This is a genomic window from Chitinophaga pendula (assembly GCF_020386615.1).
Lineage (GTDB): Bacteria > Bacteroidota > Bacteroidia > Chitinophagales > Chitinophagaceae > Chitinophaga > Chitinophaga pendula.
This window is the reverse complement of sequence record NZ_CP077769.1, coordinates 7,428,172-7,443,579: the sequence shown is the minus strand read 5'-3', so window position 1 is coordinate 7,443,579 and position 15,408 is coordinate 7,428,172. Positions and strand designations below refer to the sequence as shown.

At 41.2% G+C, this 15,408-nt stretch carries 11 protein-coding genes; 1 reads left to right on the top strand and 10 read right to left on the bottom strand.

All coding sequences use genetic code 11. From position 1 onward, the window contains the following. Nucleotides 1-29: 29 nt before the first annotated feature. The 6 genes from KTO58_RS28150 to KTO58_RS28125 form a co-directional block, all read right to left on the bottom strand. Entirely contained in the window at nt 30-845 is an 816-nt protein-coding gene (locus tag KTO58_RS28150; RefSeq protein WP_095836211.1) for a hypothetical protein, read from the bottom strand. Next, nucleotides 842-1,171 (bottom strand): DUF4133 domain-containing protein, encoded by a 330-nt coding sequence (locus KTO58_RS28145; protein ID WP_095836212.1) that lies wholly within the window; start codon nt 1,169-1,171, stop codon nt 842-844. Before KTO58_RS28145 ends, KTO58_RS28150 begins: the two co-directional genes overlap by 4 nt. Nucleotides 1,172-1,191: 20 nt before the next feature. Next, complete coding sequence (locus KTO58_RS28140; protein WP_225859956.1) at nt 1,192-6,732, bottom strand: helicase-like domain-containing protein; 5,541 nt, start codon at nt 6,730-6,732, stop codon at nt 1,192-1,194. 35 nt (nt 6,733-6,767) lie between these two features. Next, the gene (locus KTO58_RS28135; protein ID WP_095836214.1) at nt 6,768-7,196 is read right to left on the bottom strand and encodes a DUF1896 family protein; all 429 of its coding nucleotides are present in this window, start codon (nt 7,194-7,196) and stop codon (nt 6,768-6,770) included. Nucleotides 7,197-7,208: 12 nt separating this feature from the next. Next, nucleotides 7,209-7,496 carry a DUF4134 domain-containing protein gene (locus KTO58_RS28130; RefSeq protein WP_198315080.1) on the bottom strand — a complete coding sequence of 96 codons (288 nt, stop codon included), beginning with the start codon at nt 7,494-7,496 and terminating at the stop codon, nt 7,209-7,211. Nucleotides 7,497-7,685: 189 nt separating this feature from the next. Next, complete coding sequence (locus KTO58_RS28125; RefSeq protein ID WP_095836216.1) at nt 7,686-8,162, bottom strand: hypothetical protein; 477 nt, start codon at nt 8,160-8,162, stop codon at nt 7,686-7,688. 248 nt (nt 8,163-8,410) lie between these two features. On the opposite strand from KTO58_RS28125, the gene KTO58_RS28120 reads away from it, so the two are divergent. Further along, on the top strand, nt 8,411-8,932 hold the full coding sequence (locus KTO58_RS28120; protein WP_095836217.1) for a hypothetical protein: 522 nt from the start codon (nt 8,411-8,413) through the stop codon (nt 8,930-8,932). Nucleotides 8,933-8,972: 40 nt separating this feature from the next. On the opposite strand, the gene KTO58_RS28115 is transcribed toward KTO58_RS28120, so the two are convergent. From KTO58_RS28115 to KTO58_RS28100, 4 genes are all read right to left on the bottom strand, one after another. Next, entirely contained in the window at nt 8,973-10,166 is a 1,194-nt protein-coding gene (locus KTO58_RS28115) for a hypothetical protein (protein ID WP_225859955.1), read from the bottom strand. Between the two features lie 120 nt (nt 10,167-10,286). Continuing rightward, entirely contained in the window at nt 10,287-12,491 is a 2,205-nt protein-coding gene (locus tag KTO58_RS28110) for an ATP-binding response regulator (RefSeq protein WP_095836219.1), read from the bottom strand. Nucleotides 12,492-12,498: 7 nt separating this feature from the next. Next, nucleotides 12,499-13,074: a GNAT family N-acetyltransferase gene (locus tag KTO58_RS28105; protein ID WP_095836220.1), complete on the bottom strand. Its 576-nt coding sequence runs from the start codon at nt 13,072-13,074 to the stop codon at nt 12,499-12,501. Nucleotides 13,075-13,682: 608 nt separating this feature from the next. Next, nucleotides 13,683-15,386, bottom strand: a complete 1,704-nt coding sequence (locus KTO58_RS28100) for an NAD+ synthase (RefSeq protein WP_095836221.1) — start codon at nt 15,384-15,386, stop codon at nt 13,683-13,685. Nucleotides 15,387-15,408 lie beyond the last annotated feature (22 nt).

Here is a 15,408-nt window from a genome sequence, read left to right as displayed (position 1 = left end):
CACTTCAATGCACTCATGGCATTGTTACCTCATAGCTTTGGCCCTTTGCGATGCCGATTGCCGGTCTTCCGGCTTTGATCGCCTTGTTTCGATTGCTGCTGTTTTTTTATATTCTCCTTTATGGTTTGTTCTATGCCGGTTTCCTTCCAGTCAATAATCTTTGCCTCAAAATGAGATTTGATGTTCTTTAGCTTCAACCCGTCTGTTTCGTCCCAACCTCCTTTTCTATTGAAGCCCACCGGGTCTAATGCTATTTCGTGCGGGAAGGAAATAACAATAAGGTCTTTAGGAATGGCGGTGATGTTTTCATAGTCCAGTTCCTGAAACTCATGTTTCTTTGGATTGTACGGTATCACATAAGCCTCTTTGTCATCATCGTAGTAATGGTCAATCTGTTTGAAGACGATGCCGTTGGAAACGAAATCATCTTTAGGACGCAGCATATCCATTGTTATATCTACATAGAAAGTGTGACCGGCTATGTCCACGGTAGGCAATTGCCCCATGAGCCTCCTGCCAAGCACCTGCTGATCTACCATTAAAGCGAAATCTGTTTTTCCTTGCACCTCGTGAACGGAATAACCGTATTTCTCTGCCATCCCCACGGGATCAAGCTGTACCAGCTCCGGTATCTTTACAGTGGTAACATCCGTATCATCGCTGAACAATCTCGGTATGTTTTTCTCTTTAGGACTGTAATCAAATACATATCCATCACCAACATCCTGCATGTCAAACAGGGGGATTACGTTCTCCGGGTTTGCCTTCTCACAGAGTTGCAAACTGGCAACGTCCACGATAAAATCGGTTCCTTCGATGTTGTACACCGGCAATTCTCTTTTCATGATTGTTTGTCTTTAATGCCCATAAAGATTTTTCTGCTCCTTGACTTGATCAGCTTAGGAACCTGCTTCCGGGCAAGGGCTTTCATCAAACCATGTTCACCATATTTGTTGCTCATGCCGTAAATCTTCATAACCAGTAATGTTCCTGCGGTCAGAATGACACCGATGCACAAGTAAGTAGGAAGCCCGATGATATACATTGCGGCAAATACAATGAGCAGCGCCACGACACCACCGCCTAAATACCAGATATATTGCGCCTTCAAGCCTTTAAACTCGATGCTCTGGTTAATTCCTTTGTTGATTTGATAAACACTATTTGCCATAATATTTCCTTTTAATTATTTCATAATCGCATCCTGCTACGGGAGCGTTCTGCTACCTGCTGTGAAGCGAGTATCACTTCTTTTGGAACAGTATGCCCGTTCACTTTTTCGGACAGGTGAATGACAGGTGTATCAATAACTTCTTCCGGTTCTGTTTCCCCTACCTGTTGCTGCTTCAACTGGTTTTCCTGTATCCTGAGGGCTATCTGCCTTTCCAGATTAGCCAATTCATTTTTCATTTGTTGTAATTCTGGTTCCTGTAAAAATGGTTTGGTAGTAAGCTGCTCCAGTTTGGGTATCTCTGTTTTCAGTTCGTTTAAAGTATGCTCATACTTTTCTTTCAGGCTTTCCACCCGGTCAATCGCGTTAAGGAAATGCCTTGCCGCCAGCTTAGGATTATCTGTATTCGGAAGCCCGTTGTTGTAGGTGTATTTAATACCGTCACTGCTTCGCTGCGCATAAAAGCTATTGGAATAGCGGTATTCAAAAACTCCGTTTTCCTCATAGGCTTCCTGCTGCCTGCGGATATACAGGCTGAAACCATAGAGTGTCCCTATCTGCGCTGTATGCTCATCTGCAACAGCAGGCTTCCAGTCCTGGTACAGCTTGATGATGTGTTTGCCAATCACTTCACTGTCCGTTGAACTGATAGTATCCAGTTTGATAGGGTTAACTTTTACACCGTCCTTATCCAGTTGAAGGCCGTCCTTATACACTTTTTCATCTGCTGCAAGTTTATCGAGCGTTTTAACGGTAGATGCCTGTTCGTTTTGCAGATTTTCCAATTGGTATTTATTGCGTGCGATTTCCCGGAAGTGAGATACTTTCAGGCTTTCCATTAGAGCTATCTTCTTTTCCAGTTTCGATTTTTCCAATAATGAAGTGTCACCGGAAAGAATGGCTATGTATTCAGAAAAATTCATCCCGCTCTTTTCATCAATCGCACCCTCATCAATGGTGCGCACGTTCAACTCACAATTTTTCATTTGCGAAATGAACGTCTGCTTATTTTTCAGGAGGTTGAATTTGTAATTATCGAGTGACTGCTCTACTGCGTATATATAGTTCTGCACTTTGTTGCCGTAATATTCTTTGGCAATAAGATTGCCCTGGCGTGCGCCACGGCCATTGCGTTGCTCCAGCTCTGACGGTTTCCAGGGAATATCAAGGTGGTGCATTGCCACTACACGTTGCTGCACATTCAGGCCGGTTCCGGCTTTCTCTGTGCTGCCAAATAAAATGCGTATCTCACCTCTGTTCATCTTACGGAACAGTTCGGGCTTTTTTGTATCTGTCCAGTCATGAATAAAAGTGATTTCCCGTTCGGGAATATTAAAATCCCTGATCAGTTTTTCTTTAACTGCATCGTAGATATTAAATTCAACAGGTTTGGGTGTACCAATGTCTGAGAAGACTATCTGCGTACCCTTATGCTCAGCAGTTTCTTTATAGATCTCGGCAATCTTCCGGGCACTGACATTTACTTTGTTATCGGGATGATCACTATACTTCCACTCATTGATCAACCGCATATCCGCCGACATTTTCTTAGCGTAGTTGGTTGCGATCAGCATTCTGCCTTTGTCTTCCTCTGGCGTCAACCTGCCACGACCAATCAATTCACCATTCCCTGTTTTAGCGAATTGCATCAGGTTTTTAATGAACTCACTTTGTTCAGGTGTTGGCTTTATGTTCACCAGCGTTTCACTCAACTCCGGTTTGTCAAGGTTTATATGTTTTGCTGTTTTGTAATCGGTGATCTCGTTATAGAACAAAGCCAGCTCCGGTACTTTAATAAAATGCCTGAAGCGTTCTTTGGCAATGATCTCATTGGTGACTGAAAATTCAAAGTCAGTTGTTTTACGTGCAAATACAGCAGCCCAACCATCAAAATTTTCAATGTGCTGGCGTTCCATTTCTTTCGGACGCAGGTATTTAAACAACAAATACATTTCTGTAAGGCTGTTGGATATGGGCGTACCGGAAAGGAAGGTTACACATAGATCACTGTTAAACCGGCTTTGCAGCTCACGTACTGCGAACAGCATATTGAGTGCTTTCTGGCTACCTTCTGTATTGCCCAAACCAGCGACCCTGTTATGACGGGTAGTGAAAGTGAGATTTTTGTACTTATGCGATTCGTCCACAAACAGGTGATCAATACCCATTTCTTTGAAATTGATACCTGTGTCTTTCTTTTCCTCGATGTCTTTCAGGATTGATTTTAGTTTTCCCTCAAGGTTGTTTTTCCGTATCTCCAACCCTTTGAGCATCTTCTTAGAGATGTCGCCTCCAAGATCTTTGACAGTTTCCAGGTCACGTTCTACATTGTCCAGTTCCGTTTGAAATATCTCTCTTTGTATCTCCGGTGACTGTGGTATTTTTCCGAATTGGTCATGGGTAAGTATGATGCAATCCCAATTGTTGTTCTTTATTTCATGGAAAAGTCGCAACCGTTGGGCGGGTGTAAAATCATTTTGTCCCGGAAAAAGTATGCGTGCTTTAGGATAGGCTTTTTTATAGGTTTCTGCTATCTGATTGACGTTAGCCTTCAGTGCAACAATCATAGGCTTATGCACGATACCTAATCTTTTCATCTCCTGTGCGGAGACGATCATGGTAAGTGTTTTGCCCAATCCTACTTCATGATCAACCAATGCTCCCCGGTTCTGTATGATTCGCCAGGCTGCATTCTTTTGTGAGCTGTATAAATCCTCAATACCTAATGCTTTTTTATCTAAGCCGGGAAAATTGAGGTGGTTGCCGTTGAACTCCCGTAATACATAGCAGTTGAACGTATCATTGTACAGGTTTTCCAAGTTCTTTTTCTCATCATCGGGTATTTCATTCAGCCAGTTGATGAAACCACTCCTTATCTGCTCAATCTTTTGGTGAGCCAGTTGTATGGCTTCATTGTCGGGGACCCTGATGGTTGTATTGTTAGGCCCTTTCACTTCATATGTAAAGAAAGGAGTTGTATTCTCCAGTGCATGTTCCAGCAAAGTGTATCCGTAAGTGGTGCGTCCGCCTTTAGGTGTAACAGCGAACTCCCTCGACACTTTGATATTCATTCCTGTGTTTACCTTGAAGGCATCCAGCGACGGAAAATAATTGATGGTAGTGTCCAGCTCGAACAGCGATGTAGCAAATCGCTCGTAGTATGAATTAGGTATCCAGCGTTCTCCTAAATTAAAATCCAGTAATTCAAACGGAATACGCTCCGGCTGCACCTTTGCGATGGCTTCCGCACTTCTTTTATAGTGCAGGTTATCCGGGAACTGACCGTACAGGTGTTCTGCCTGCCGCAGCTTTTCAACTACATTACCGCTCAAATACTGGTCTGCTGTTTCCCACTCATTGCTGACAGGATTCATGTACACATGATTACCGAGGCGATTGATGACTTCGTTTTCATCTAACCCCATTGCTGCACTAATGAAGCCTGTATCTACCTTTCCTGTATCGTTGAGGCTATGAGCAAGGGCTTCAATGGGATCATCGGTTATGAACCGCTCCTTAACCTGATGAATGGAATGAGTTAATATATCTGCTTTGACAAACCGTTCGCCCTCTCTGCGTTCGAGCGAGGACAATGCAATAACCCCGAAGGCGGTATCTTCCAGAATACGCCTGCGGTTATCAGGGCTGTTTAAAAGGCCATACTCAACAACAAAATGTTCGTACTTGCTGTTGAGCTGATCCCTGTCTGCATTGCTGATTGTTTCACCTGATACTTCTTTGGCTGCTAATTCGAGATAAGCATCACGAAGTGCCGCATAGTTTTCATAGAAATGAATATTTCCCTGAAGACCCAGAGGCTGGAATACGGCTTGCTTGTATTCGGGATCGGGATTGCCAATTGTGCCGACACTACCCATGTGTACCACCAGCGTCCCTTCCTGGTAGTAAGGCTTTAGCCCGATAAAAGGAAGCGGCACTTTTTGTTCAAACCGGAAAAAGCCTTCCAGCGTTTGGTCGCCCTCGTACCTGAAACTGTGGTCAAACTGTTTAAGATAATTGGAAATACCCGTCAGCTCATGACCCAATAAACGGGCATCCATCCAGTTTGCGGACAGATGGTCTACTTCTTTGACATTAGAATACAGCTTATATAGAAAACGATTGCTTTTGTGCTGCTTTGCTGTAAGCAATACAACATTCTCATGACTGGGCTTATCGGTGGTGCGTATCGTGCTGATGATGCGTGCTGATGCTTTTTGCACAACCGTTTCATCGAGCGGATTGATATATGCCATTGCCCGGTTGATCTGCTCTGCCGGGGCTGTATCAAACAATCCCAATTGTACCGAAGTGCTTTCCGTTGTGTTTTCCGGCATCGGCAGGTAGGTGAGCTTTTTACCCTCATTTTCAGGAACAGGTAATAGTACCGTTTGCGCCTTCTGATATAATTCAGTGTTAAAGCGATTTTGAAATTGATTGATTAGACTGGCATGAAGGCTTTCCCTGATCTGGTTGATGTCACCATCCTGCCAAACCACTTCTGAAGCTCTGCCGTATTGGTTTTTGCCTGGCTTACGCACATTGCCCATGACCACATCGTGATCGTGAGTGGAGATAAAATAATTATAGGGAAAGCGACCAAATTCATTTTCCCTTTCCCTTACTTCATTCAGCCAATCTTCTTCCCAGCTTATCTTTTCCTTTCCTGTATTTTTTTGAACAATCAACAGATGGTTTGGCGCTTCGGTATTGCCGGTATCTTTCATAAGGTTATCAGGCATCACTGCAAGGCTCAAAAAATCTGCCCTCTGAAACAGGTATTCTCTTGCCGTATGATTAGATGGACTGTTCAGGAAAGCATCTGTTGTAATGAAAGCCATCAACCCACCTTCAGCCAGTTTGTCCAGACCTTTAGCGAAAAAGTAATTGTGTATTTTACCCGATATTTCTTTATCGGGAAAGGCTTCATCATATACTGAAAAATTCCCGAAAGGGATGTTGCTCACCACCAGGTCATAAGTGCCATTGTCTTTTACAGGTGCTTCTTCAAAGCCCGTAATATGCGTTGCTGTTTTTACCGGAAGTGTACTGTTGATGGCAGACAACACTAATCCGGTTAGCCTGTCCTTTTCCACTGCGGTAATCTGTTCCAGTTGAGGGAATGATGTAACCGCTTCGCTGATGAACACACCTGAACCGGCTGAAGGCTCATACAATCTTTTAGGCTGAATGCCCTGTGCTGCGAGGACGCTATACAGGGTTTGAGGTACTACTTCCGGTGTATAAAATGCGGTGAGAACACTATTGCGTAATGAAGCAATGATTTCCTTGTAAGCTGTTTCCGGGTAGTTTTCTTTGAGCAGGTCGTGTAATTGCATCATTTCCGCGTGATGCTTCAAATCCTCTTTTGTAGCACCATTAGCCTGCCAATCTTCCGGTGATCCATAAGGATATAAAACGGCCTTGATGCCGCCAAAACCTGCATATTTTTTCAGGCTGGCGACATCTTCCGCAGTAAGCGGACGACCGTTCTGATAATCCAACGCTGTACGGATAGCACGAAGGTTATCATGCAGCTTTTGGGAAATATTGTAAGCCATAATCACACATTTTCTTTCTTCACTTTTCTATTGGCTCAGGCCAGGTAATCATGCACCTGTCCTATAATGGCATATCTCAAATGCCTGTTCGTTTCGTTTTCACTGTTAAAATCAAAATCACTAAAAATACCTTTGCATGTTTCGATGAGATTTACCACTTCGTAGGTGAGTGTTCCGTTTTCCTTCATCCGCTCGTAGTCCCCATTAAATTCTTCTTCTATAACCGAGCGTATGTACTGGTAGCGGGATGGCTGTAATTTCACCGTCATTGCATTGAGGCATAGTTCTTCGATGATATAGGGTGGCTTTCCTTCAACAAGAAGCTGCTCAACCATCGGCATCACTGCATTCACCTTTTCTTCCAGATAACGGGTGACTGAATAGTCTTCCTGCAAGCTGATCATGAGGTCAGGATTGTTGTAGACGATATACGCCCACAACTTTTCTGTTAGCACACTTTGCATACTTCCTGATTTTTAAACACCGAAGAAGGATTGAATAACGGTTGCAACCACTACCAGAAAAATGCAGCTACCAAACCAGGCGGCTGCGACTTTTCCAGTGTCCTGATCACCGGCATTCCATTTCTGGTAAACCTTCACTGCGCCAATCAGACCCAGCAATGCACCCACCGCGTACATAAGGTTCGTTCCTGCGGAGAAGTAGCTGCGTACTTTAGTATTGGCTTCGTTGATACCCTGAATGCCATCCTGAGCGAATGCCCCGTAGTGGATAGCCAATAGTGCCAGAGCGACACAGATCATGATAACCCTTTTGCGGTTATTTCCTTTTGTTTTCCTGCTGCACATTTCCATAACACACGTTTATTAAAATTTGAAATCAACTCTTTTAAAAAAACGGAGCGGCTTCGCCGTCACACAACCTGTTATTCCTACCACACTTTGCCCTTACGCACCAGGAGGGACAGGGAAACACGCTCCGCTGATGGGCTGCTACACTGCTTCTTTCCACAACAGTTCCACCTCATCCTCTTTGAGTGTAACAGCACCATATTTTTGACACTCGGATACAATCAGTTCGTTGACTGACGACCGAATAGGCGAGTATCGCACGGAAGGATATTCCTTCAGTACCATACTCAGATATTGTTTAAATTCCTGCGGGATTAGCTTTCTGCGGGAAGCGTCAGCAACAACAGCTTTCAGACGTTCAATGAGATGTTCCACTTCTGTAAACTCATCGTCCGTTGTTTTTTCAAAGCCGACCATTTCTTGCTGGTCTGGGTCCTCACCAGGATCAGACATGCCGTTGTTATCAGAAGATACTGTTCTGAGCTTCGGTTTGCGTTTCCCCGACAGCAGATCTTTGATTTCAGCAGAAAAATACTTTACACCCACAAACAGGTAGTAAATGGCTAATAGTATGGCAACTGCAATAATGTAGTCACTCCATGAAATGTTCTTTAACATACGCTTACTTTTTTCGTTTAACACTTTTCAATCCGAATCTTTAAGAACCAGTTGTTTCCATTGGTTTCGTTAGCAAAAGAACAAACACCGGGAAGGCATTTCAAGTCCAACTTTATTTTGTACTCTAAGTTGTACCCCTTGTACCCCTTGATAATCAGGCATACAGACTTCTGTAAACCGATTATTTTTTTTAAATTAGTATTCGGAAATTTTGAATGACTATTGTGAAAAACTAAAAGAGAATCGTTATGAAAACTGTAAGTGTATTAGGAATTGCCATCTTTCTCCTGGCCTCCTGTAGTCAAACCAAGTTAGAAAAGGAAGAAGCTGCATCAGTTATACGTGCAGCCAAGAATTACCCAAAAGTGTACGAGTATGAAATTAATATGACCGACCCGGCAAGTGCTAAAAAACTGCTCGATGCAGGGCTGGAGGGAGAAGGATGGGTAACTGTAGATAAAACGCAAAAGTTAAAAGATGCAGGACAACCCATCGTCCATTTTACAGAGAAAGCAAAACCTTATCTCATTCGCATAGACAAGAAATACGATAATGTGCAGGTGGTAAAAGTTGCTGATATGGACTTAGGGGAAATTACAGGCGTTCAATTGCAGGAGGATAACAAGAGTGCAACGGTGGAATATACTGTCGTTTATAAAAACGTGACACCTTTTGCCAAACTTATGAAGCGTGACCTTTCCAAAACAGAAACACAACGTGCCCGCCTCGATCATTTTGATACAGGCTGGAAACTGGATAATCAGCGTTAAATATTCCGTTTTCCTGTATTCTTTGATCAAGCCGGTATTATCAATATTCATTGATCTTCTTAATCATTTGTTGCAAAGTTTCCGTTACTATTTCCTTATCCCTTGATTCTGCTGAATAGGATTTGCTTCTCATGCTGTCGTAAGAAATATTTTCCTGATAAGGTGTTGACAAAAATGGAACGATATTTTTAAATACACTATTCAGAGAGCGGGCCATTACGATTCTTAAATCATCTGCTGCCCTCAATATCAGCGCCATTTGATCAACTGACAGTATTGAAAGTAATTTCTCTTTTTCCTTATCTTTCGGCGCTGCCTTCTGTTCACCACCCTTCAATGGAACAATGGCATAATGTATTCTTTTTTCGAGGTAAAATATTTCCTGAGAAAACCAATTGTCCACCTGCTTGTGCAGAACGGCATTTTGTGTTAGAAAAATCGTCCCCGGCTTTTTATGAAGCTGTTTAAATGATTTCAGGTCAAACAGCAAACGCTCCATTCGTTCAGAAGGTTGCTCCACGCTGTTAATGTGTGCTGCTATTCTTTGCGTAAGGTTATAGATGTACGTCTTGCTGTTAAAGTTCATACGGATCAACACTTCATCCAGTATTGTGTAAAGCGCTGCTTCATCACCATACTCCAGAAACTCCAGCTCCAGACAAAGGTCTTTCAGATAGAACATCTCCCTGAAAGTATGCTTGTGCTTGTCTGTAGGCAGGTTTAGTAATGCTTCCGCTTCCCGAACGATTAAATCCAGCACCGGAATTAATGAATGCTGTTCCCTGTGTTTTTTTACTACCCGTGGTAACCTTTTTAGCAACTCTTTTTTTAATAGGTCAAAATAGGTAGATGGTACTCGTTCATCAATGCCCAGATAGCTGATAAAACGCCTTTCTATCAGAAAAAGCAATTCCTCCACACATAAAATAACATTATCCAGTACCGGTTTGGATATTGCATTTTCCGTAACCTGAACTTTGTTTTCCAACGCCTGGTCAAGCAAACTGACAAGGCTGGAATGATAGTTTTTTATGGCGCACTTTATTGCTGTTTCGTCATTCAGATTGAACACCGTGAATTTGATAGTGGATTGAACCTTGTCTTTTTCCTTTATTATCAAATTCTGTAATTTGTTGATGTCTTCTGGCAGCATTGAACCAACTTCCGATTTTACGGGATTCAGAGTGACGGAAATCAAAGTGTCCAGCCATTCAAGTACATAACCTTCGCACATAAGCCCTCCTTTTATATGGCAAACATTTGTCCCCACAAATGTAGGCTTGTACCTTCCCCTGAACTATACGTAATTCCTACTATTTCCCTACTCAAATAGTAGTAAATCAATGCCTTGCAGCTACTTATTCAGCTTATTGCTGAGTTGAATCTTGTTCCTGACCTCTGCTTTCTCAAACAGATTCTGGATGTGTTTGGTAACCGTTTTTTCAGAGATGAACAGATCCTTGGCAATCATTTTATAGGTTCTCCCTTTAACGATCAGCCGGGCAATCTCGATTTCCCTGGCGGTAAACTGGAATAGCTTACAATTTTCCTCAAATTTTGATGGACTGGAAACAGGTGGCCCATCAGTTTCCAGGTTCTTTAACGTTTGCAGGTGTGCAATAGAGGTGCTTAAAATAGCTTTTTGCTGCTTACTGATGTTATCCAAAAGAGTTTCAATCTTTTGGCTCAATTCTTCAAAGGAGAAAGGTTTTGAAATAAAATCCATTGCACCCAATTTCAGGCCCTTAAGTTTGTCAACCTGCGTGGATTTTGCCGTTAGGAAAATAAGGGGAATATGGGAATACCGTTCCTGTTCAGCCAGTTTCCTGGCGAAAGCAAAACCATCCATTTTGTCCATCATCACATCAGAAAGAATGAGATCGGGAATGACCGTTATCTCATGGAGCTTTTTCAAAGCCTCTGCACCGTTTCTTGCGCAAAATACATTGTAAAAGATGCTCAATTTCTGAAGCAGGAAATTGATCATCGTAATATTATCTTCAATTAAAAGCAAAGTACGCCTGCCTGTCTTAAATTCACTGTCTGTAATGCTATCATAACTGTATTCGTAATTGAGCTTACTGATGCCTGTACCTGATTTAGCAATTTCCTCATTGCCGCCTAATATATATTGAGGCAGCGTGATAGTAACGGTTGTCCCCGCAACCGTTTCCGGCTGGCTCTGGATGGTAATAGTTCCACCAAGTCCATCCACTACCTTTTTTACAATAGGTAAACCTAAGCCCATGCCCTGAAGCCCCGTATTTTTATGCCCGATCTGGTAATAAGGCTCGAATATTCTTTTTTGTAAGTCGGTTGGTATCCCTTCGCCGGTATCCTTAACAGCAAATACAATTTTATCTTCCTGCTTCGTCAGGGATATAACTATCTGACCACCTTCATCTGTAAACTTTATGGCGTTTTCAATGATGTTGTTTACAATACGGTTGATCGCATTAGGGTCAGCTTTTATCAGTAGTTCATCCTCTATGTCAACGAAGCAGGTAATCTGCTGCATGTAACAATAGTGCTGGAACAGAGGAAGGCTATTGCTCAATATAGCACTGAAATCCGAAATACGGTTGTGTTTATAGGTATCAATTCCCTTTGTAAACCGCTCAATGTCGAACAGGTTAATTACATCAGCAGTCAGTTTATCTACACCACCTTTTATAACATCTAATTCTTGAACAGTACCATATTTGCTGATATACTCATCCAGGTAATTTTTTATAAGTGTCAGAGGTGTTTTGGTTTCATGAACAAGGTTGATAAAGTTATTTGTTCTTTGTTCATTGAGCTTTTCCAGTTCCTTAGTGCGCTTACTAACTTCATCTTTAAGATCAGCATTCCAGCTCTTTAATCGCTGCTCTGATTCAATGAGTTTTTCATGCTCAGTTCTTAATTCCCTTATGTGCCTTATTACCTGTAATCCGAACAACAACAGAAACCCTATATTGGTGATTAGTGCCTCAACTGCCTGACCGAAATTAAAATAAGTGATAATTGGCAATCCTATCCAGGGTGTCAAGCTAAACAGCAACACAACCATCTCCTGCCGGGCTGTGATACTTGAGAAATCATAGTTGTATTTATGACGAATAGCCCTGGCTAAAGAAATAATTACCCAAATTGCATAGAGCACAGGAATGATAAGCAGATTTTGTGTCTCCTTTAAATCCCTGGTTAACCAAAAAACAAAGACAAAAATGCAGTAGGGCAAGATCAAGAATAGATAAACACCTCTGTAAGCATGAAATTTCAACTTTGTTAAACTGAATGCTTTATACACATAATATGGGAAGTAACACGGCGTGATGAAGCCGGTCGCATACGCGATTACATTTTGCGAGAAAAATGAGCCTGGCAGTTTTGGATCAGGAAGCAAGCCTCCTGTAATGTTATAGGTGAGCAGTAGAAAAATAAGGATCAGGTTAAGTGTAGTAGTCCTATCATCTGGCCGAGCTAAGCGAATTATTGCCAGATAGAAAAAGATGACTATTTCTATACTCACAAAAAAAAATGTGACAATGTGCATTTGTGTTCCAAATACCAGCATTGTCGTACTATTTTACATCCCTCTTGAAGAAATACAAATGGTATGTCAAATCCTGTTCGTTGTAAACTTCAAATCCAAATTTTTCATACCAGGGTAAATTCTTGACCGTCGAAGTTTCCAAGTAAATAGGGCGGTTATTGCTGTTACTGTAATCAATAATTTCCTGAAGTAGTGCACTGCCAATTCTCCGACCTTGTGCAGTAGGATCAACACCGATAAACCATAAGTAAGACATTGGTATTTTAGGTTGTATGCTATTTATCATCTTTTCCCTTTTTAAAGTCTTGCTTATATTACCGATGCCGACGGCTTGAAGAATGAGCTTCAAATCCAATAATGTTGATTTTGGTGTAGACTTCTTTTTGTCAGGATAAACAATGAGCGCACATGCCTTGTTATCATCAGAAAGAAACACATCACCGAATGCTGAACACATTTCAAAGGAATAATCCATTAAAGAGCGAATTCGTGCTACTCTTTTTTGATCTTGCTTTATTATGTAATTGACACTTTGGTTAGCATCAAATGATTTGGTTAGTATATCTACCACCAAGTTTTTGTCATTATACTCTGCTCTTTTCATCATTAAATAGTTTTAACAGCCTTTTGAATTTATTATATAGCTACTTTACGCTCATTAAAGCATAAAGTCACTCACACACGAAATGCAGATAGTGAGTAGATAGTGTACCGCGACACCTCGGTATCCAATCAAAACGAGGGAATAAAAAAAATTAAGAAAAGATACTACCTAACTTAGCTGTGGCGGTTGCCAGAAATCAGAGGTGAATTTTGAAGATAACTTATCTTGCTTTGTTGAGGTAATCGTATCCGAATACTGTACTGAAACAAAAGCTGAATAAGATTGCACAACACAAATTGTACAACCGAGGCAATTACTACAAGTTTTGAATGGATTACAGTTGCCATTACAATCATCTCCACAACCGTCATCGCTATTTTCCGATGATTCGTGAGCTACAGAATAATCGTGGCTATCACCTGAAAAAACTATTTGCTTGACTCCAAAGTAAATGCTTTTTATTCCTGGGCCTATGGACAGAAACAATACGTAAAGTGCTATTGTGCAAGCAATGGTTTTCATAGTTTTCGCTCTGCAAAAATAACTATTTTTAAAATCAAGCCTTCCTACCAGATAGATAAGCTGAAATCTTATTGATACATAATAGATTAGCTCAAATATTGGGCCACTATTGGTATTCTCCTTCCCACACCAAATGCCTTCCGGCTCATTCTTAGAATAGGACAAAATTGATTTCTTTTGTATTCTGCTGTGTTTACCAATTTTAGTATTCTTGCTACAAGCTGCTCATCATACCCTAATGCAATAATTTCTTTCGGTCCGTTTCTTCGTTCAATGTACTCGTAAAGCACTCTGTCTAAAATCTCGTATTCAGGTAAGCTATCCGAATCTTTTTGGCCTGGGTGCAACTCTGCTGAAGGTGGCTTAGAGAGAATGTTTGCGGGTATAATTTCGCTTTCCCTATTGATGTACTTCGCTAAAGAAAAAATCTGCATCTTGTATATATCACCTAAAACGGATAAACCACCTGCCATATCACCGTAAAGCGTACCGTATCCTACCGCCAATTCACTCTTATTGGATGTATTGAGCAAAATGTACTTGAATTTATTTGCAAGTGCCATCAATAAATTTCCCCTAATGCGGCTCTGAATGTTTTCTTCAGCAATGTTAAATGGCAAATCCTGAAAAATTGGATGTAACGTAGTTAGAAATTGATTGTAAATAGCTGCTATGGGAACAATATCATACGTGTTCCCTAAATTCTTATTTAACTGCTCTGCATCGGCAATAGAGTGAGAAGAAGAAAAATCAGACGGCATAAGCAGTACATGTACATTTTCTTTGCCCAATGCTTCAACCGCTACAGATTGTACCACAGCACTGTCAATACCGCCGCTGGCTCCCAAAATAGCCTTTGAAAATCCCATTTTAGAAAAATAATCTCTTACACCAAGTATGAGAGCCTTATGAATTTGAGAAATGTTCTTTTGGGTGGTAAGGTATTGAATTACCTTATCGCTATTTTTCAAGGTTACCACCCTTTCATCAATAAACTCGAAATTTCTGACTTCATCTAATTTCCTTTGCTCCAAATCCTCTGTATTAAAGATGCAAAAGTCTTCCTCAAAATATTTTAACTCTTTACACACTCTGCCATCTCTATCGAACACTAAGCTACCGCCATCAAAAATAATTTCGGTTTGTACGCCAACCGTATTGCAATAAATCATAGGCAAATGATAATGACGGATGTTTGCAAGAATAATTTCTTTTCTGTCATCGTCGTGGTCATAATCAAACGGCGAAGCGGTGATATTAATTAAGAGGGTTGGTTTTTGTTCAATTAATAAATCCATTGGCGAAATGCGATACAATGGGTTCTTCGTAAGATTCCAAATGTCCTCGCAAATGGTAAGGGCAATGCGTTCACCTTTAAATTCTATGATGTTCCACTCGTTGGTAGGTTCAAAATAGCGGTATTCATCAAATACATCGTAAGTAGGTAAAAGAGATTTATGAGCTATGCCAATAATTTCTTTGTTGTATAAGAAAAGAGCAGAATTGAATAGATCTTTTCCTTCGGCAACAGGGTTTTTCTGTGGTGCACCAATAATGACACCAATGCCTTCTGTATGGCTTTTGATGTGTTCAATGCTTTCATAGCATTTGCCGATAAAATCATCAAACTCTAAAAAATCTCTCGGTGGATAGCCGCAGACAGATAGTTCAGAAAATACGATCAAATCAACATTGTCCTCTTTCGCCCGCTCAATGGCATTGATAATTTTATTTATATTGTATTCAAAATTGCCTATATGGTAATTCTGCTGGGCGATTGCAATTTTCATGTTATCTTCTTTTATAACGACT